We start from the raw sequence: 19,462 nt of genomic DNA, 5'->3' as shown, positions 1-19,462 counted from the left end.
TAACCTGCGTTCATGGTCTCACAAGGGCTAAGGTTTTAACCAATAAACCACTCTGCCGCAGAGTCAATTGACAATAAAATCAGGGATTTTACGATGACGAGAATGTTCTATTTGACAAAGATTTTTGAGTTGATCAAAAATGATTTCAACATCAATGAGCGTTTGTGCAATAAGGCTAGATCAAATTCAAATTGCTTAATGGGTTGCATATTTTGATTTTCAAAAATATACCTTACTAACTTACGGAATGTGCCTGTTTTTTTCTTCTTTTTAAGTCTGGTCTGTGCCTGGCTTCTTCCCCTAAACTTGAAATTGGCATTTCATTCTCTTTTCCCCACAATGAGCAGGAGGAGAGCCAAAAACTTTCAGGGATTGCCGAAGATATATGATTTGCCCAAAAATTACTAAAGGGGCATTATTTCAATCCAGATTTTACCAAAAAAATTCCACTCCTTCTCTTAGCCGCTTTTTGGGAATATAGTTGTTGAGTCCAGTTGTATGACAATATTCTAGCAATCCAGTCGGTGAAGTGACTCCTGTTTTTTCATAAATTTTTTGTAATCTGTTCTCGACAGTTCTATGGGAGAGAGACAACTTTGTCGCAATCTCTTTAGAGGACAGCCTTTGAAAAGCGTAAAATATGATATCCAGTTCTTTTTCTGTAAAAGTATCTACGGGAGGAGTGAGCGTCACGACAGAGGGTTTTAGATGATTGAAGAAATCAGATATGGAAATAAAACTAAATTTTTTAGCATAAAATATAGTACCAGAAACTTCGCCCTCATCATTATAAAAAGGGAATTTTGAACAGAGCCAAGGTTCTAAAACCGCATTTCTACCAAAATAAGAAGTCTCGATTACTTCAGCGCCTTCTTTACTTTGCTCGGCTTTTCTATCATGGGCTTGTAACTCAGGTGCCAATTCATACCAAGGCACGGGAAGCTCACTATCTAATCGACCTTCAAAATCAAATCCTTTGGGTATGTTACAAAAATCCACCGCGGCTTGATTTAAATAGACAAATCTAGATTCTTTGTCCTTGATACCCCAAGGGATACTCGCCCTTTCCATTAACGAAATCAGGGGGATTTTATTAACAGAGGAAATGTTTTTTGATTTAATATCATTCATTATCAGATTCCATAAGTTAATTAAAATCAGATTTACTCAGCTTACAGTCTGAGTATAACATACACACTAACAATCAATTATAAAGAATCATTCACAGACAAACACATTACCTCATGCATGTCAGACATGCAAACCAGAAACCCTCAATTATCTGCCGGAAAGGACATCTTCATCTCCTCATTTTATTTATCAAAGAATATGCACATGAAAATACAAGCGTCGTGCTTTTTCTGTGCGTGTTGTCCAGCAGCGCGAGTCAACCCACGATGATGAGTCCCGTATCCGGGCTGATTGAGCCGGTGAATACTGCGTTGGGGGTCTATGAAAAGGCGTGAGCCCTAAAATTGATGTCGGCCTTTCAGGCACGCTACTTAGAAGTGCTTGTTTATCGAAGGCCAAAGGACAGATATGAGGACATTTCCTCAGCTATGGGCAGCAGGAAACTGGGAAAAGGTGAAAGAAGTGATAGCAGACAGGGGGTATGACTTGAGTGAAGTGAGAAACCTAATTCGTGAAAATGGAAAAGAGTCGATGATTGCCCGCTCTGCTATTGAACGTTTTTTTGGCAAAATCAAAGAGCACAAAAGGCTTGCTTTACGCTTCAATAAACTCGATATCACCTTCTTTTATTTCTTCGCTATGGCTTTTTAAAGTCTTTAATTTACTTTGTTAACAGTGCCATATCAGATGAAATATGAAGACCCAAAGTCTCGACAGATAGAGTAGGTTACATAAATTTGGTTAACGAGTAGGTCATAAAAGCATATGCGGTCAAACCGAAAGCGGCTTTTCAAAAGGCGGGCGATAAAAACGGAGATCGCTTGTGTCAACATCGTGCTGTTGACTCCTCAGGTCAGACTATCGACTTTCTGCCGGCTAACAGGGATAAAGCAGCAGCTCTGCGTTTTTTTCGACAGGCTTTTTTCGAAGCCAGGGTAATCCGAAAGTCATCACTACTGATAAAAGTGGGGCTAATACTGCTACTTTGACGGAAATCAACAAAGGGAAAAGTCAAGAGGAAGCCATCAAAATCAGACAAAGCAAATATCTAAACAATTTAATTGAGCAAGTGAAGCGTAATATGAAACGCCGAACACGACCCATGCTGCGATTCTTCCTTTAGGCGAGCTCAGACAGGGTTCGCAGGGATTGAACTGATAAGAGATGATACGTAAAGGACAATTAATCCATCCACAAGGGGAAAAATTATCCCCTGCAGAACAATTTTATTTTCTGACTGCCTAAAAAATAAGCCACACCCCTTTCGGTTTATCTTTTCCCATTAATGCGACACAACCAAGTAGGCTAGGGAAATTCAACTTTGTTTACTATTTGCACCAAAATTTTTAATGGGACAGCCCTGTAGGACTCCTGCCAAGAATGTTGCTAAAAAACTCAAGTTGACCATTCCAACACTCTACCGCTGGGTGCCTGCCTCTACTTACGCTTAACGTACTTTAATTCCGAATTATGAGACAACCCCAACTTTCCGGTCCCTTATGTTACCCATTAAAAAAATCTATTCAGGTTATTCCCTGATCTTTTCATGGCCTATATTTTTTTAATATAAAAATACCATCAAGTTATTCTCTTTATTCGATTAAAGATTGATTCTATTTAATTACCAGAGCGAAAAAACAATTATGTTTAAAATAAGAACTTTAAAAAACTTTGCATCAGAGATTATTACACGCCATTTAACAGGGCTTGTTATACTGTTTCGCAACTTGCTCAATCTGGCGAGCTTCCCAGTCAAGGTTATGAAGCCTGGATTGAGCAGGCTGAGAAATATGATACATCTCCGACAGCGCTGATTCAGCAAAACATGGGCAACAAGGACTTTGAGACTTTCTCATTTCTTACCATAGCGGCCAATGCGCCTTTCCAGTCATTGAAATTGGGATTCGACAACTATGAGAGTTTTTCAAAGCATTTTTTGAAATCCTTCGAGAAGAGTCGGTGGTTCTTCATCAAAAACAAGAAAGAAATTAAAAAAGCGAATGAACTTCTGGCCTCATTTAGAAGGGGTGTCTCCAATGACCAGCGCATCACAGTACGTATAGAGAACATGCTTTCTGATGTAAAGTCAGCCATTGAAGAAGACGTCAAGTCTGGTGAAAAACTGATTGAACATTATCAAGACCTCGGGCAAACGGTAGGCGCATCAGGCCCGTCGCAAGTTGAGCAAGACAAAAAGGCCGAAAGAAAAGCGGATAAAGCCGCTCTAACCGAAATTGGATGGAATAATGAAGCAATAGCTACATGGAGTAATAGCAGGAAAAGCCAAAAATATCATGAGTTTCAAAATCAAAGAGCTATGTAGAATAAAATATCAGATAACAATAAAGACCGGCAAATGAAAGCTGACGCGAGCATAACGATGATTGATAATGCCGCTCGTAAAAACAGGATAACAATGGACAACAAAGCTAAAAGAAATGAGTTGGAACAAGAACAAAAAAAGCATGATCAATTAGGTCAGACGCCTGCACAGCCAGAGATAACAGAGCCTGACAAAAATCAGTTAACTGAACAAAAAAAAGATTCTCAGTTAAATCAACTGCCTGTATAATCAGCGAGAGAACAGCTTAATAAAAATCCTTTATCAGATCACTTTAAAAATAAGAGGGCAAAAAACCTATCAGCAAAAGACCCAGCGTTAACATTTGTGAAGATTCTTGACTCAGCGCTTGACATATCTAAAGACCCCGAAAAGACTGAAGAAGAACAGAACGCAGCAATAATTCACAAATTCAAGTCGAATGATTTCAGACAAACATCAGATGCTGCTCTTAAATCTTATGGAGCAATATCTGATTCAGATTATAAAAAGATACATTCAATGTACAAAGAAGACGCGAGAGAAAAGAATGAAATTTCAAACAAAATTTCGGAAAAAATATCTTCAGTGTACGAAAAAACAGAGAAAAAAGATGACACACATTTAAAGGAGCGCCTGAAGTACGCGAAAACGATAGCCCTCATGGCTATTGGCCAAAGCTCCTCAGACACTTTTTACAGAAAAAGAGCTTGATGTCATATTTTACGCCCTTCAGAAGCTGTCCTCCAAAGACATCGCGACAAAGTTATCTCTCTCCCATAGAACTGTCGAAAATAGATTGCAAAGGATGTATGAAAAAATGAAGGTCAATTCACTGGCTGGATTGATAGAATACTGTCACACAAATGCACTTAATAACTATATAACCATGTTCCGAAAAATTTGCTGAGACAAGGAGTGGCATTTTTTTGGTAAAATCTGGATTGGGTCTCTGTGGTTTTTTCATACAAAAGGGAATTTGAACGTAAATTGACGTTTATGTCTGTCTTTAGAACCCACAATTGCCTCAATCGGCATTGAGTAACAAAACGCCATGGCAGTCTATTCAGGAATGCTACAAACTGAAACCTGATATATTAATCATTAACCTTCAATGGTTGATTCTCCCCAGCTGATCATCAAGCCAGCCTTGCCGAACCTTGATACTTTGCCAAGGTGGCATCATCGGTTAACAATGTAATTCCCTCGACCCTTGCTTGAGCAATCAGAAGTCTGTCGAACGGGTCTTTGTGAATCATAGGCAAGGCATCGATTGCAATCGCATGCTGGCTGAGTATCGGCAGTTCGCAGTATCCGTTGTCGATCAGGCCACGACGCAGCATGCGCGCATCGACCTGAAAATCGGGCCGGTTCAGCCCGGACTTGATGGCAACTTCCCATATACTTGCTACGCTGAAAATCAATTCATTTTCCGGATTGGCCATCAGGTGACGAGCACCTGTCGGTAAGCGCTCAATGCTCTCTGCCGCCCAAATCAGCAAATGGGTATCCAGCAGCAGCTTCACTACTGGCTCTCGAACAGGTTTTGAATTTCGTCCGCGCCCATCGTGTTAAAGTCGTCTGGCACCTTGATCTGACCAGCCATAAAACCAAATCGTTTCATTTGAGACGGTTCCGGTGTGTCGAGTGCGATCACCTTCACCATTGGCTTACCTGCCTTAGCGATCACGAACGACTCGCCTCTAGAGGCCATCTCGACCAGTCTGGAAAGCTGCGTTTTAGCGTCATGGATATTATAGGTTTGCATGGCTGCCTTATATGAGTCAAGTTTAATAAACTAAGTCTATATCACTCCCCCTAATAGAACAAGCAATCTTTTGCATAATTATCAAAGTGCCATATAGAGTTAAAAAAATGTTTTTTAGACATTTTTAGGGTTCGTTATTAAATTAAGAACAACTCGTTTACTCTGTTTTTAAAGTAATTTTTTAATACGAGCATCAGCCAATCGGCTAATGAAGGTTCATCACAACTAAACCCATTGAGTTTATGTGTCTCGGTAAGGGGTTGTGGGGATAAAAATAGGTTATTCATTCTTGGCCTGTATTCCAAGGAGCCTTAACAAGCATTAATTCAAGGGATTGATTTTCGCTGAGGGGTATTAGGATAGGTTTTCGGAGAATTGGAGCACAGGGGGGATAAGATGCTATGAAAAACAGGAAGAACAATGATCCTTCTTGGTAAATTGTGAATGATTAAAAAATGACGGTTTCTTTTGCTGGCTTTCCCAAGAGAATTTTTTTAACCCGCAAAGATTTTTTTTCGGTATGTGCTATACAGTGTTCAAGAACATCAGAGTTATTTAAAATGAAATTAACAGGAAATCATGTTTGAAAAATGGAATCCTGCGGCATGTAGGACCTGCCGCATTGTTTTTAATATCAGGTTTCCTCTTTCGAATAGCGTTCTGTAGAATGTTTTTCTTCTATATACGTCTGCTTTATCTGCAATGACGGTCATACCTCCACGGGCTTCGACAATATGACACAAAGCCATCAGAAAAGCTTATTGCCTTCCTTCTTCATCAAGTTCAAACAAAAAAAAGCTGATGAATATAGGCATTGGCAAATTTAATGTCCTTTATCAACATCTCAACTATTGCCTCATCGTCATTTCTGAACTGGCATGAAAATCGTCATCCCGCCTAAAAAAATCGTCAAATTCAACGTCACTATGATAAAGCACAAACATCGGCACCTCATGGAGAATGCCTTTCTACACCTCAAGCGCGGGCGCGGGATTGCCACTCTTTATGATGCAAAGAATACCTCCTCTTTTCTCGCTGCCGTGCAAATACGATGCCTGGCTCTATGGCTCAAAACTTCATGACGACACTATGTAGACCCCGGGATACTGCACGCAAGTTAGCCAGAAAGCGTTAAAAATCATCAAATTTATTTTGGAATATTGATCCACAATATACTCAAGCATGGGCATATAATCCCTCCCACCGCCTGGTCCATGAATCCGTTCTTCCATGAGATAACGTGTAGATAAACCAAAACAGAGGCCTTTAAATAAATTTTTTGCGTTTTCCTTATCACTATTAGTCATTAATACTTCAGCTATTTCTGGGATGATATCCTTAAGCTTATGAAGTAAGGCATAACCTTGGTTGAAATCAAATGAATACTCTTTGTTTTCAATTCCATCTAATCCTTGAATAGGATAGTCATACAGCGTTTGTAACGCCGTATGCAATCGCTTAATTCAACAGAACCAATGATCGATATTTAATCACTAAAATATTTTCATCAAAAAAAATGCCTATGGTTAATTAACAGGAGACGTAAAATCATTTACCATTGGCATGATTGCCTTTTTATTTTCTAAACTCTGCGTCACTTTTTCAGCATGCGAAAACCCCGCAATATTTTGCGGGAGCATATCCACTTTTTCAAAAACATGAGCTTGAGGTATCCTATTCGCTTGAGCATGTTCTGCGGGAGCAGTAAAGAAATTTTTAATTTCTTTACATAATGAACTTAATACGAATGACCCTAATACCGAGGAACGATCTATAAAACTGTTTACGGCAGGCTCAATATTTTCATTGACTAGCGTTGATTCAACATTTTTAATGTTGTCTTCTTGTGCTATAGTTGGTCTTGTTACTGATGAATCATGATCATATTCTTTAATTAAATCATTGATCAGTTTTTTTGATTCTATATCACGGTGATCCTTAATGATTTCTTTCTCTTCTTCTCTGATTAACAAACCTCTTCTATCATAATATTTTTTCGTTGTTTTTATATTTGTAATATCTTTTGATTGACGGTAAACCTTTTTAATCTCTATTACTCTATTCACGTAATCCCATTGTGTTTTAATTTTAATTTTATTTTCTAATACTTTATCCATTTTTGTAGTTTCTTCAGTGACTCTTCCTAAATCATCAAACTTTATTTTTATGGTTTTTTGAGACGTCATCTTATCTGTTGATGAATCGTAAAAACTTATCACTTCTTTAATTATTCTACCCAAGTCATCAAATTTTTTTTCTGTTTTTTGGGGCTCTTTTAAAGAATTGCTTGTCAAGTTACAATCCAATTCAGTTTCTTTAATTTTTTTATTACCAAAAAATTTTATTTTGGATTTTTTTAATAAAAAATCATTATCGTAATATTCTTTAATTTCTTCAGCCTGTCCAGACTTTAAATTTTTAGTTTTTTTAAAAAAAGATATTTTTTGTTTAGATGAATTATAAGATGTTTCTGTAACAATTTTTTTAATTAATTTTTCTTCTGAATATTCAAAAATATGATTACGTTCTTCTAATCTGTTATCATGATTTTTTTTAATTTCTTTTTTATTGATTAATATTCCTTTTGAGTTAAAGGTTTCATGATATATTTTAAATGAATTTTTTGAATTTTCTGTAATTTTTATTATTTCTTTTAACTGTTCTTTTTTATCAAAAATTTTAATTTTACTATTATATGATAAATCATCATTTTTATTTATTTTGATATTAATGATTGATTCTTGATTAAATGATTCAGCGATAATTGAATTCGATTTAATATTTATTTTTAAGGGTCTTCCTTGCCCATCAGATTTTATAATTTCTTGATCAAGAATATCGTTACTATAAATAATATCCTTAATATTATTTATAGCAATCTCATCTATTATCTTATTAAAATTTAAATAAGACAAAGGATCTGAATTAAACAACTCACTGTTAATTTTTTCGCTGAGTTCAAACTGGTTAGTATTCGATTTCATAATATTATTCAACATTAATAAGAACTCCCATTCTTTCATTAAGAAGTCCTTATTAATAATGTATTTATTGAAATCAATCAATTTTATGATAATAATTTTAATATTAATTAATAATTTTTATTAAAAAAAACTTTTCAAAAGTTTTTATATAAAATGATAAACTTCAAATTTTTTAATAAAAAATTTTTGTTGTTTTATTTTAGTTAGTTACATTACTTTTTTTACAGTGTTGTGATAAATCTCTTTTCGTTAAAAAACCGATTTTTCTGCTGTCTTTATGTTGAAAAAATATATTGAACTCTTTTGCTTATTCACATGATTTTTAGTCGGGCGTATTAACGTCAAATGTAAAATTTATGATAGGTTGTTTAGCCTTTTAATAAAAAAATTTATTCAAAATTAATTTAAAAGAACAAGTCATCGTCACTATTTATTAATAGAGGTGTAGCACTTTTGTTTTTTTGGATGAATTTAAAATTTTGAAATAAACAAAACACCTTATTAAGAATAATTAATATAAGCGATGTATATTTTATCTAAAAATTTAAAATATAAGACTTCAATTAATACAGTGTTTATTTTTAAATGATTTCAATTTTTTTAAAACCCGAATAGTAGGAGTCAACAGCCCGATAAAGATATTTACACTGACCTTTGATCTTGATGTCCGTTTCATCCGCTATTGGTGTCGGCCTAAGGCTCCATTACCCATTACGATGTAAGACCCCACTGGTATAACGGTGGGTTAACGCCAAATGAATCAGAGCGGCTGTTCCATGAACACTCAGGTAGGATGGCCAATTTTAGTTGACCACTACACAATCGCATCTACTAAAAGAGTAGTGGCATAACAGGTGGAAATGCGGCAGAACAATGGCTGTTGACGTCAGCCGAGCGCGCTAGTCATGACTAAGAATCGGATTAACCGTCTATGCCAATATTTTCACTAATCCGGTTCTGCTGATTAGCTACTGTGCCCGAAATATTTAAACAGCGACTGAAGAGCGTTATCGAAGTGGCTGATCTAGAAAAGAACGTCTTCTCATGTGGATAATTGCATGGTGTGGACTATCAACAGCAGGGTCGCTCAAAAGCAACTAACCAATATCTATTACATTAGAAGTAGCAAAGCTGGCGATTACTGAAGTTAAAAAGCGAGTCAATCAGGCCAATGTCTTTAAATGCAACTGGACAATTTGGACGCTTTTTCATCTCACTAAGGAGTTCTGATGTAGCGAAAAATCGACCATTTTTTTAGAGGATCTCAGGTTTTTTAAATTATTCGGCTTATTAACAAATGTCTCCAAATTTTCACAGGCATTGATTGTATTTTTAGAAGGACTCGCTCAAACCTGGCTTGCCAAGGCAAACAAAATAGCCGTTAAAGTCAGTTTCACGTTCATATAGCTACACTCTTGTTTATAAAAAATATAGACCTACTCAGCTTTAAGTGATGCTTTAAATGATCGTTCATCAACGCTCATTCAGCACCGTTGATGATAGCGAGATGATACCGTTTAAGACATCTCTGCATATGCACCCATTCCGATTATCGATGATTTTTGAAAGGCCCTCTTTCAGAGGGATTTTTTTATTTTCTGAGTAAGTAGAGATTAAAAAACGCCTCCTAATCCACTGAAAGGCCCACCTTGAAACAGGAAAGCGTGATTATGCTGATCGATTAATGCCTGTTTTTCATTGGCATCCCACGAAGCGATTTCTTCTATTAAAGCGACTTGTCCGTTTACAAATAAATGTTCTATCTTGTGTTCAGAAGCACTGGCCCCTTTTTTTATTTTGATAGAAAAAGGGGTTCGGGCGTCCTCTTGCGCTGAAAATAAATACATATCTTCATCCTTTTTGACCACTCTGAGATCTTTCAGGGCCATCCCCATCAAGACGATCTCATCGGTTCCCCCATTGTCTTCGATATAGGTACGATCGTCGTGACGGTGAATGAAATAAATGTCATCTCCTTTCCCTCCGGAGAGATGATCGTTTCCTTTTCCGCCGCTGAGTTCATCATCCCCTTGTCCTGAAAATAACTGGTCATGACCAGCATCCCCAAAGAGCTTTTTATTGCCTTTCGGGGCAATAATGGTGTCGTCACCTTCCCCTCCTCTGAGGGTATGTAAACGATCACTGTTGTCGAAAATACTGTCATTGCCTCCCTTGGCATCCAGGGTGTTATCGGCCAGAACATCTCCTCCATAAATCCGCAAAAAATCCGCGTTTTCTGTCGCATTCACCTGGCTCTGTGGATGAGAAAAATACGGGGTTTTCTCCTGATTCAGAGAGATGTCAAATAACTGCTGCTCAACATCCATCAGCATGAGGTGTCGATAAGCCCTGTCGCGAATAAAGTCGAGCAGCTTTATCCTGAGGTTTGTTTGAGGCTCATTCGATGGGCTTAATATCACATGCTGACCGCTGGTTTCGATCTTAAGGTCCTCTATCTTGAACGGTAACATCAGCAGATCGACCTCAGGCTCCGCCTGATCATCCTTATTGTCGATAGAGACGGTGCGCTCTGTCTGAGCGCTGTCTTTCATTTGAATCTGATAAATATCCTGCCCCTTTCCTCCCCTTAACTTGTCGTTGCCTCTGCTGCTGATCAGCACATTATCCTGCCTGTCGCCATTTAAAATGTCATCAAAAGGCGTATCGTTGAGGACCAACTGCGTATTGAGGCTCAGTCGAAGGGTGTCTTTACCCACACTCACAAAATCCCCGTCAGGGCTTTTGTTGAGGCTCAGCCTGATGTTGTCTGGCTCTTGCATTTTAAAATAGTCTTGATGGGGGGCATCGAGCAGGGTCGTGTACTGGGCCTGGAACCGGGGAATAAAGGGCAACTCTCCTTGAGCATTTTTTTGAATCAACTCAGGAAATTGGGCAAATAAGGAGATGCCATCCGATGTATTGAAAATATAGGCACTGCTTGACAACCACTGGTTTTTCTCTGCCCCCTCGCATTGATACGCATTCTTTATGATGGCAGTCGTTTCTGCCTTATCTTTTGCTTTTAAAAGAATTTGCAGATCATATTGTCCATCATCATTGAGATGAAGTGTAACGTCTTTGATTTCCTCATATCTGTACTGAAAAGTGATCAAAGAGAGGGCCTCTTCTCCCTCGTCGTCAATCCTGACTGTCACCGGATGAGGTTGGGTGTTTTTTAAGATAATGGTGTGATCAATTCCACCGCCTCCGTAGGCGATGCCCTGTTCCAGGATTAAGGTGTCGTTTCCTCCATGCCCCCAGATTTCATCTCTGCCCCCCAATCCGTTCAGAATATTGTTTTTTTCATTCCCCACTAAATAATCTGATGTCTCTCTATGACCATGGATATGCTCTATACTTTTTAAGTTGGCTAATAAGGGACCCTGCTCTTTCTCTTTGAGGTTGATATACCGCACTTCGTTTTGTCGTAAATTAATCGCATATCCTAGATAACCGCTGTCTTTTAAGCCATGCTCCGCGATGATCAGATCTTCTCCGCCATTTCCGTCAAAATAGCTCGGTTTTCCAGGTAGGGCGGCTGTGAATAAATAAAAGACGTCGGCTTGATTACCTCCCGTATAATGCTTCGACCCTTGGCCCCCTTTAAAAATATTTTTTCTCTCTAGTCTCCCTCTGGCCCTGTCATTGCCATCCCCCAAATGAAACAAGGCGGTCAGAGGCCCCTGACTCCATTCTCGCTCAATCTTAAAAAGTGAGGCGTTTTGTAAGGGTGGCTCGGGCTTGTCTGAGTGAGAAGTCGCCTCAATGAGGTCGTTTATCCCATGTAGAGGAGAGGCTTCAAAATAATAATGTTCACTGTCAACACTCTCAAGTTCATTTTTGGGGATATTCTGAACAGAAGAATATGCGTTTAATCTACTTTCTACATCATCAGGATAAATATATTCTTCTAATGTTGTCACGACATCATATGAACCCAGATTGTGAATAGGGACATGCAAACGATTTTTGACGCGAATAATTTTTTTAAAAAAGCGTTTTGTGAGTGTAAAGTCCCCTGAACTGTAGTAAAACTCTGCGATATCGGACCAGGCAGGTTGCTCAAACAGGGCCTCTGCCTGTTTGCGTAATTTCCCGTCATAGTCTGCACGAACCCGGCTGCGGATGAGGGTCTGGTCATATCTCTCCTTGATGGGGGCACTGATATCCAGTCCCAAAAGCGCCCGCCCCAGGTTGTGCCACTTTTCTGTGGTGGTCAATTCAATGTGTTTTTGAAGATCTTCCAGCTGACGAAATCCCTTATAGAGCTGACTGGCAGCCAGCAAAACGACCCCCGCCCCCAGGCCGACAGGGCCGGCGAAGGCGGCCAGGGTCGCCGCGTTGGCGGAAGCCGTCGCGACGGCGATCATATAAATCATCCCCACAGAAATAGAGAGCAGTGCCCCCGCCCCAGACAGCGTGGCTTGCACAATCAAATCCTGTCTTCTAGCATGATCCGCCGTGCCAGATAACGCCTTCAATGCATTCACCCCATCATAAATATCAAATCCGGCATTAAACATTTGTAACACAGGGGCGCCATATCGGGTTAAGAGACGCCCCAGGTCAAACTGTATTTTTTTGATAGCAGAGTACGACATCAGATGCTGACTCATTTTATTTAAATGCGTTCCCCATTGATGTAACCCCAGCCCGGCCAAATCCGTGAATATATTCGCACTTAAAGCGGCTTTGAGCAGGGTCAGTTGTTCATTGAAATGGGTTCTTTGTTCTTCGGTTAAATGGGGATTGTGCAGAAGTTCACTGACTGTGATCCATTCACGAAACGCCAGCCAGTACGCATAAAATTGCATTGAATGATGGAGACGGGTCATGATTTTTGCATGATGAGGGGAGGATAACGTTTTCAGGAGGGTCGTCTTTTTGACGCCGTCGGAAGAAGACTGAAAGGACTCTCTTGCGAGTAATGCTTTTAAAGCAGTGGCGTCCATTTTGTCTTCCATATTCCCACCCATTAAGAAATTCCCTTGAGAAGCCTGCTGTGATTTTTTTCTCAATATGTCTATCGCGGTTTTAAAATGGGGATCGGAAATCTCTGTTTCAGAGAAATAAGATTTGAGCTTTTGAGCATGAAACTGAAGCTCAGAGAAAGAAAATTCCGTCTGTTTAAAATCACGGGATGACAGGGTTCTGTTTTTTTTCATTCCCCCCATTTTATCCATCAGGGCAGGCGCAAAAGACAGTCCTTCCATCGTGACTTCAGGCAATTTTTCAATCCACTTTTTTTCAGCGGTATAACCGGCCATAAAGGTATTGAAGTGGTCCAGCTCTGTCTTTGTTGAGGGGGTCAGACGATCGAGATGGGCTTCCTTGATGGTGAAGCGGTAATGCCCTTCGAACTGTCTAAAACCATACAGCTCTCCCCGGGTTTGATGACCATCGACCTTACAATCCAGATACGCTTTCAGAAACCGGGTCAATCGATGAGGGCTGGTTTTTTTTTGTTGAATGATTTCCCCAAAATTCGGATCATACAGCGTGAGCTTCTCCTCTTTAATGGTGAATCCCAGGAGGTGTTTATCAGACAGTATCCAGTAAAACCCCTTTTTTTGAGGTAATTCGACCGTCAAAGCGTCATTGGTTTGAAAAAAATGGGGATCATTTTTTTCTATCTTCTGTCTTAAGGAGGAAAATTTTTCGTTGAAGGCGCTTAATCGATGCTCATCTTCCTGATTGAGCGGGATATCTGATTTTTGATGATTCAGGAAAGTATGGGTGCTGATGGCATTTGAAAAAAAGTCGGCCTCTCCCTGAGCCCTCATTTGATTTTTCATCCATAAAAGGCCCAGGGTATGGGCATCCCGATGTGAATCTTGATAGCCATTAAAAATATACACCGTTTGAGCAATGGCACGTAAAGAAAAATCGGGATGATTTTCCTTGAACAATAAAGAAATCAAATCCAGGGTGTGTTTGTTTTTAAGGATGTTGGCTTGAGAACAGATTTCCAGTGCCTGCTGATCGGTGACCTGCGTGAATTTACCGTGAAGGCTCTCCATCATTAATAATTTTTTCGCTTGAGACATCCATTGCTGATTTTCTTTAATATTAAAAATCACTGACATCAAAGCGTATTTATCCAAACCATTCTGGTCATTTTGAAAAAATCCTTTGAATAATTGATATATCCCTTCATCCTGCGCAATAAAATCATACGCCAAACTCCCCTCAGCAATTTTACTGATGAGGGTGATGGCCTGTCTGACCCTGCCAGACAGCGTGTCAGCAGGGGTTAAATCACTGATCATCTGCACATCCGTGAAGGGGCCCTGAATGAGCTCATCATTGAGTATCAATTGACCGCGGCTGTCGATTCGTTTATTCATCAACTGACGTATTTCATTCCATGAATGAAAGGGTAGTATGAGCTTTTTTTCTGTATTTTGATAAAAAATCCTGAGTTCAATTTGATGGATTTTTTTTCTTTTTCTATCCTGTATGTAGCCTGTAATCTGCGCTTCGATTCCCTCACTCAAGCGGAATTTTTTATTCTGTTTGTATAAATTGAACAGGGAAAGTATTAAATAATGCTCTTCATCATCAAATATTTTTCTCCAGGGCGTCTTGTCAATATCATTATCATTGTTTCTGGAAACGAACGGGGTGTAAACAATAGTTGCATTTTTGATATTCTTTAAATCAGAAAAATCATATCTTCTTTTTTCAGTCCCTGGGATCACACTATAAAAAAGAGTGTGACTCATAAAATAATGCCATTGTTCATAATGTTCAAAAGAGAAGGCGCCGATATTCGGATCAAAGAATGTCCAGTAATGTTTATTGTTCTTTTTAATAAAACTGACGGCCATGGCATGCTGGCCAATACAGAGTAAATAATATTTATTTTCATTCAGATCTTTGAGTTGATGAAGAAAATGTAAATAGGAAATGTGGATACGTGAACTCAAATGCGTGATCATGTTAGTCTGCTGAATATCAAATTTTAAGCCACTGGCCTCGACACTGTCTGCGTACTCTTGACGAGCTTGAATAAACAAATCTTGAGTATAATTTCTCAAATCTTTGTTACGTTGAGACGATGTAGCATCTGTAGGGCTTTTTAACTCCTTTTTTAATTCTCTGGCGGCGATTTCCATCTCCTGGCTGCTGTTGAGGGCGACCAGCTTTTCAAGTTCCGTGGATAAATGTTGACGACGATAGTGATTGAGGATTTTTTTCTGAACAGCATCAATATCTTCCACGTCTTTTGTGGTGAGGGCGGTATCAGTTTCACTGTTCACCAGATTTTTTAACCAAAACAGATAATTTTTACCGCCCCTCATAGGATGATGGCGTTCTTCAATCAGATAGCGAATCGATAAGGCCAGACATAACCCCTTGTTTTCATAATAGGGCGATAATTGTTTGATCAGATCAATTCTGTCTCTGGTTTTGATGCCAAAATAATCGTATTGATTAAATGTAAAAAAATGAGAGGGTGGAATGAAAGTCGTTGAATACTTCTGAGGCATAAAGTCACTTCCTTGTGATGTGTGAATGTCAATAAAAATCAATGAATGTCGCTTTAAGCAATATTAATGGTTAATTTTATGATGTAAACCTATCAATCTCCCTGTTCTTCATCGACGTTATACTTCGCATCATCGTTCGCTTATTTAAGCTGTTTCATCTGAGCCCAGAAAAAGCTCGTCAATGGGATGAAAAAGAAATGTCTGAAGGCGTGCGCCCCTCTCAACGAATGTACCTAGTGAAACAGCATCAGGCATTAAGAGATTTCGTTGAGATAGCGGGGTTTAATTCCACCACTGGCCAAGGCTTTGCGACAGAAGAAACATTAATGGCCGCCATTGAACATCTCATTGAGGAGGATAAAATGGACTTATTCAACAACTGGTACCGTTTTGAAGGGTAGATCAATCCCTTCAGCCGAAAATTGAACCCTGTCAACAAAAAATCACGACTGACTTGAGCGATAAGGGGACTTGAACTCCAATAAAGAGATCGCGACAAAGTTGTGCTTATCTCATAGAACTATCGAGAATAGATTACAAAGAATTTATGAAAAAACAGGGATCACTTCGCTCTCTGGATTGATAGAATATTGTCACACAAATGGACTCAATCACTATGTTCCGAAAAATTTGTTGAGACAAGGGGTACAATTTTTTTGGTAATGCGGAGGGTTTCTCTGTGGATGTATATAAAATCAGCCGTGTTAATCACATTCTAATAAAAACTTCGTTGAAGATAAAAATGGAATTAGGGAGAAGTGTAAACCCGATTTTTTTATCCACATAAGACTCTCTTCATAAACGCCAGTTCCTGCATAGTGTCGTCATGAAATATTGAGCCATAGCGACAGGCATCGAATTTGTACAGCATCATTTTTTCATCAATACGCTGATTTTTAAGAATATTATTTTTTGGTTTCTCTAATTTTGCTATTGCTGCCTTATTTTTCTCTTTCAGTTGCTCCATATCTAAGTTGAATTTTAAGGACTCTCTTTTTCTTTCTGCTTTTTCTTTTAAAAGCTGATCATTGTCGTTTTTTGCCTTCAAATTGTTTTGAATTTCAAATTTAAAAACGCTTTTTCTTTTATAAGATTCAATACGTTGCTTACTACTTTCAATTGACTTTTGAAATTCTGCCATCAAAGCATTGTGTCCTTGAACAACGCATAATCCCTACACCATGATACGCCTGCACCCTGACATTACTAACGCCTTCTCGAGCAAAAACATTTGCCATATTTTGTCCAAGTGGACTTTTTCCATCTAAAGTTTTTGAGTTGGCTAATAATGCTTTTTTATCAAAAGAAGTCTCTGTTTCTCTATCAGCGCCACTACAAGAAAGCAAGCGGACATCTATTAGGCGAGTGGCTTGTTCTATCTTTACATTTAATCAAAAAAATAAATCATAAAAATATCAGTAAATAACTTAAATATTGTTGTGACGAGATTAAAAACACGAGAATGGAATTGTTTTGAAGGTAAAATTAAAGAAGGGATAGTTTTCAGAACCCTAAAAAAGAAAATCCGCCGGGGTGCCAGATGCCGGTGCTTACTTTAATCCCCCTGATGCTTAAGGCCACTTTATTTCCCCTTCGAGGGGTCGATGAGATGAAGGCGATGCGGCAAAAAAAGCCTACATTGATCAGTTGAATAAAAGTGGGCTTTTTTCAAATCACAAGATTAACCATTCCACAAAAGATTTTTGCATTGATAGCTATCAATCCTTTATGGATAGACTACGCCAAATCAATAAAAACACTTTTATTCATTTCGGGTCACCGAATCACGCTATGGTTATTAGCATCCATAAAAAAAACAAAGAAGATCCCGGCATCTGGTCATTCTATGATCCTGACATAGGTGCTAAGGCAGTGAACACCTACAAGGATTTTCGAGATTTTATGGATAACTTACATGAAGTTTGGCCGATGTTTGGATATACGTTTGAACAATGTAACCGAGACTCTCCCGTTAAGTTCGTTAAGTTTCAGGTTTTTTTTGCAGGAGACTTTGACGAAAAAGAAATTATTGATGCCAATAGCTGGAAAGTGGCTTGGCATAATGAATCAAGCTACTTATTCCGTGCCTTGAAAGAACAAAACATCTCCTTTAAATTAGAAAAAGAGATGACTGGAAAGGTCACTGATTATACTTTAACCAAGGATGATAATGGGTTTGAACAAATCCAGTCAGTGACATTTCAGCTTACTGATAAGGAGAATAAACAAACCTCGATTACCTTTCCGGGTATAACGAATTTTGATCAAGCAATCAATCAATTGAAAGACTATGCAACTGATGGTGAAACATTTTCCGAACACTAAAAGAACAGCAGACTTTGTTTGCGTTTAAAACAGTAACAGCAAAGGTGATTGATTATGTTCTCAGAGCAGACGATAAAGATAAAATTCAATCAGTCACATTTGAAATTAATGATAAAAAGGGCAACAAGATAAACACAGTGATAAACGTTACATATCCTAATCAAAATACATTTGAGCAAGTGAAGGTTAATTTATTAGCAAATGTCAATAAAATTATCGAAAATTCTGGCAACGATTCGAATATCATTGAAACCAGTGATTGGTTCTCTCAATTGTGATTGAAATCGTATTTTTAAATATAAAAACGCTGAAGAACCGACAAAAGTAGTCTATGCTATGCTCCATCATTTTTTAGGTGAATAGTGAAGTGAAAACGAAATGGACAAGACGCGCTGACTTTTTAACCCAGGTGAATGTGATTACCATTAGGGGAAAAATTCTGTCTAAACTCAGTCTTCATTATCAGATTATTTTTAGAAATCACACTGTTCGCGCCTAATATCAAATTTATTTCTCAGTTCTTCAGCGTTTCCCTATCAATTAAAACATGAATAAAATGGAAAAGATTTTCTATGAGTCATTTTTTTGCACATTTATCCAGGTTAAAGCTCATTAATCGTTGGCCATTAATGCGTAATGTACGTACTGAAAATGTTTCTGAACACAGTTTACAAGTTGCTTTTGTCGCTCATGCCATCGCTATCATCAAAAATCGTCAATTCAAAGGCCATCTCAATGTTGAACGTATTGCATTATTAGCGATCTACCATGATGCCAGTGAAGTGATCACGGGTGACCTTCCTACACCCATCAAATATTATAATGATGATATTTCTGATGCGTATAAAAAAATAGAAAAAATCGCACAACAACAATTGATCAACATGTTACCCGTTGAGTTACAAGAAGATTTTCACAGTTTATTAGATGACAGCTACCAAACTGAAGAAGAAAAAATGTTAATAAAACAGGCCGATTCTTTATGCGCTTATATCAAATGTTTAGAGGAATTATCAGCAGGTAACAACGAGTTTATTCAAGCAAAAAAACGACTAGAAAAAAAACTCAAAATGATAAATAGTCCTGAAATGGATTATTTTATGAACCACTTTCTTCCTAGTTTTTCGTTATCTCTGGATCAAATCAGTGAGCAAAATTCTGAATAAACTGCTTAGAAAACCTACTGACCTCTTCTAAAAAATCTGATTTATAAATCACCCAAAAAAGTTTTATCGAGTTTTTTAAAAATGCATTTTATAAGATCAGCTAAGGATTGATAGCCAAGGAGCGGTTCGATCGCCATCATTTGCCTCTTTTAAATTGAGAAACTTGAATCTCACTGATTATGATCTTTTAACACAAATCAGAAACTGTCCTGAACGCTACATTTTTATAAAAAAGAAAATAATTTTGTAAAACTTTTTTTCAAAAAGATTATCGC

The 19,462-nt window shown here is 38.1% G+C and carries 18 protein-coding genes and 4 pseudogenes; 12 read left to right on the top strand and 10 right to left on the bottom strand.

The features are described from left to right. Positions 1–66: 66 nt before the first annotated feature. A pseudogene (locus AACL23_RS09025) lies at positions 67–173 on the bottom strand (transposase); the annotation flags it as partial. 259 nt (positions 174–432) lie between these two features. Then, positions 433–1,131, bottom strand: a complete 699-nt coding sequence (locus tag AACL23_RS09020; RefSeq protein ID WP_100096370.1) for a helix-turn-helix transcriptional regulator — start codon at positions 1,129–1,131, stop codon at positions 433–435. A gap of 408 nt (positions 1,132–1,539) precedes the next feature. On the opposite strand from AACL23_RS09020, the gene AACL23_RS09015 reads away from it, so the two are divergent. The 6 genes and pseudogenes from AACL23_RS09015 (at position 1,540) to AACL23_RS08990 (ending at position 4,361) form a co-directional block, all read left to right on the top strand. Further along, positions 1,540–1,782, top strand: a complete 243-nt coding sequence (locus tag AACL23_RS09015; protein ID WP_015873628.1) for a transposase — start codon at positions 1,540–1,542, stop codon at positions 1,780–1,782. A 179-nt stretch (positions 1,783–1,961) separates the two neighbouring features. Next, positions 1,962–2,376 (top strand): annotated as a pseudogene (locus AACL23_RS09010) (DDE-type integrase/transposase/recombinase); the annotation flags it as partial. 646 nt (positions 2,377–3,022) lie between these two features. Further along, the gene (locus AACL23_RS09005; protein WP_339051275.1) at positions 3,023–3,454 is read left to right on the top strand and encodes a hypothetical protein; all 432 of its coding nucleotides are present in this window, start codon (positions 3,023–3,025) and stop codon (positions 3,452–3,454) included. Between the two features lie 33 nt (positions 3,455–3,487). Beyond that, positions 3,488–3,703, top strand: a complete 216-nt coding sequence (locus tag AACL23_RS09000; protein ID WP_339051273.1) for a hypothetical protein — start codon at positions 3,488–3,490, stop codon at positions 3,701–3,703. Positions 3,704–3,799: 96 nt separating this feature from the next. Further along, positions 3,800–4,165 (top strand): hypothetical protein, encoded by a 366-nt coding sequence (locus tag AACL23_RS08995; protein WP_100096365.1) that lies wholly within the window; start codon positions 3,800–3,802, stop codon positions 4,163–4,165. Beyond that, entirely contained in the window at positions 4,122–4,361 is a 240-nt protein-coding gene (locus AACL23_RS08990; RefSeq protein WP_407078885.1) for a helix-turn-helix transcriptional regulator, read from the top strand. The genes AACL23_RS08995 and AACL23_RS08990 overlap by 44 nt, the downstream gene beginning before the upstream one ends. Positions 4,362–4,590: 229 nt before the next feature. On the opposite strand, the gene AACL23_RS08985 is transcribed toward AACL23_RS08990, so the two are convergent. The 3 genes and pseudogenes from AACL23_RS08985 to AACL23_RS08975 all read right to left on the bottom strand — a co-directional run bounded on the left by AACL23_RS08985 (position 4,591) and on the right by AACL23_RS08975 (position 6,062). Further along, positions 4,591–4,977 (bottom strand): type II toxin-antitoxin system VapC family toxin, encoded by a 387-nt coding sequence (locus AACL23_RS08985; protein WP_339051270.1) that lies wholly within the window; start codon positions 4,975–4,977, stop codon positions 4,591–4,593. Further along, the gene (locus tag AACL23_RS08980) at positions 4,977–5,219 is read right to left on the bottom strand and encodes a type II toxin-antitoxin system Phd/YefM family antitoxin (RefSeq protein WP_015873635.1); all 243 of its coding nucleotides are present in this window, start codon (positions 5,217–5,219) and stop codon (positions 4,977–4,979) included. Before AACL23_RS08980 ends, AACL23_RS08985 begins: the two co-directional genes overlap by 1 nt. Before the next feature lie 566 nt (positions 5,220–5,785). Beyond that, a pseudogene (locus tag AACL23_RS08975) lies at positions 5,786–6,062 on the bottom strand (DNA-binding protein). A gap of 32 nt (positions 6,063–6,094) precedes the next feature. On the opposite strand from AACL23_RS08975, the pseudogene AACL23_RS08970 reads away from it, so the two are divergent. Then, positions 6,095–6,301, top strand: a pseudogene (locus tag AACL23_RS08970) (IS5/IS1182 family transposase); the annotation flags it as partial. Here AACL23_RS08970 and AACL23_RS08965 read toward each other — a convergent pair. From AACL23_RS08965 to AACL23_RS08955, 3 genes are all read right to left on the bottom strand, one after another. After that, positions 6,296–6,673 (bottom strand): hypothetical protein, encoded by a 378-nt coding sequence (locus AACL23_RS08965; RefSeq protein ID WP_234817483.1) that lies wholly within the window; start codon positions 6,671–6,673, stop codon positions 6,296–6,298. The pseudogene AACL23_RS08970 and the gene AACL23_RS08965 sit on opposite strands and share 6 nt — an antisense overlap. 72 nt (positions 6,674–6,745) lie before the next feature. Then, positions 6,746–8,242 carry a hypothetical protein gene (locus AACL23_RS08960; RefSeq protein ID WP_339051268.1) on the bottom strand — a complete coding sequence of 499 codons (1,497 nt, stop codon included), beginning with the start codon at positions 8,240–8,242 and terminating at the stop codon, positions 6,746–6,748. A gap of 1,574 nt (positions 8,243–9,816) precedes the next feature. Further along, the gene (locus tag AACL23_RS08955) at positions 9,817–15,696 is read right to left on the bottom strand and encodes a YopT-type cysteine protease domain-containing protein (RefSeq protein ID WP_339051266.1); all 5,880 of its coding nucleotides are present in this window, start codon (positions 15,694–15,696) and stop codon (positions 9,817–9,819) included. A 197-nt stretch (positions 15,697–15,893) separates the two neighbouring features. Between AACL23_RS08955 and AACL23_RS08950 the strand changes: the two genes are divergently transcribed. Then, positions 15,894–16,097 (top strand): hypothetical protein, encoded by a 204-nt coding sequence (locus AACL23_RS08950; RefSeq protein WP_015873640.1) that lies wholly within the window; start codon positions 15,894–15,896, stop codon positions 16,095–16,097. 70 nt (positions 16,098–16,167) lie between these two features. Next, positions 16,168–16,359, top strand: a complete 192-nt coding sequence (locus tag AACL23_RS08945) for a response regulator transcription factor (RefSeq protein WP_100096359.1) — start codon at positions 16,168–16,170, stop codon at positions 16,357–16,359. Between the two features lie 112 nt (positions 16,360–16,471). On the opposite strand, the gene AACL23_RS08940 is transcribed toward AACL23_RS08945, so the two are convergent. Together AACL23_RS08940 and AACL23_RS08935 are read right to left on the bottom strand one after the other, a co-directional pair. Then, complete coding sequence (locus AACL23_RS08940; protein ID WP_100096358.1) at positions 16,472–16,837, bottom strand: hypothetical protein; 366 nt, start codon at positions 16,835–16,837, stop codon at positions 16,472–16,474. Further along, on the bottom strand, positions 16,812–17,042 hold the full coding sequence (locus AACL23_RS08935; protein ID WP_015873643.1) for a hypothetical protein: 231 nt from the start codon (positions 17,040–17,042) through the stop codon (positions 16,812–16,814). Before AACL23_RS08935 ends, AACL23_RS08940 begins: the two co-directional genes overlap by 26 nt. Positions 17,043–17,343: 301 nt before the next feature. On the opposite strand from AACL23_RS08935, the gene AACL23_RS08930 reads away from it, so the two are divergent. The 3 genes from AACL23_RS08930 (at position 17,344) to yfbR (ending at position 19,187) form a co-directional block, all read left to right on the top strand. Next, on the top strand, positions 17,344–18,021 hold the full coding sequence (locus tag AACL23_RS08930) for a hypothetical protein (protein ID WP_339051262.1): 678 nt from the start codon (positions 17,344–17,346) through the stop codon (positions 18,019–18,021). Between the two features lie 14 nt (positions 18,022–18,035). Continuing rightward, complete coding sequence (locus tag AACL23_RS08925; protein ID WP_234817481.1) at positions 18,036–18,299, top strand: hypothetical protein; 264 nt, start codon at positions 18,036–18,038, stop codon at positions 18,297–18,299. Positions 18,300–18,593: 294 nt separating this feature from the next. Next, positions 18,594–19,187: a 5'-deoxynucleotidase gene (yfbR, locus tag AACL23_RS08920; RefSeq protein ID WP_015873649.1), complete on the top strand. Its 594-nt coding sequence runs from the start codon at positions 18,594–18,596 to the stop codon at positions 19,185–19,187. The last annotated feature ends 275 nt before the right edge of the window (positions 19,188–19,462 follow it).

It is taken from the genome of Candidatus Williamhamiltonella endosymbiont of Tuberolachnus salignus, from assembly GCF_964019775.1.
GTDB classification, from domain to species: Bacteria; Pseudomonadota; Gammaproteobacteria; order Enterobacterales; family Enterobacteriaceae; genus Hamiltonella; species Hamiltonella defendens.
Note: the sequence above shows the minus strand (reverse complement) of the source record. Positions and strands in the feature narration are given on the sequence as shown.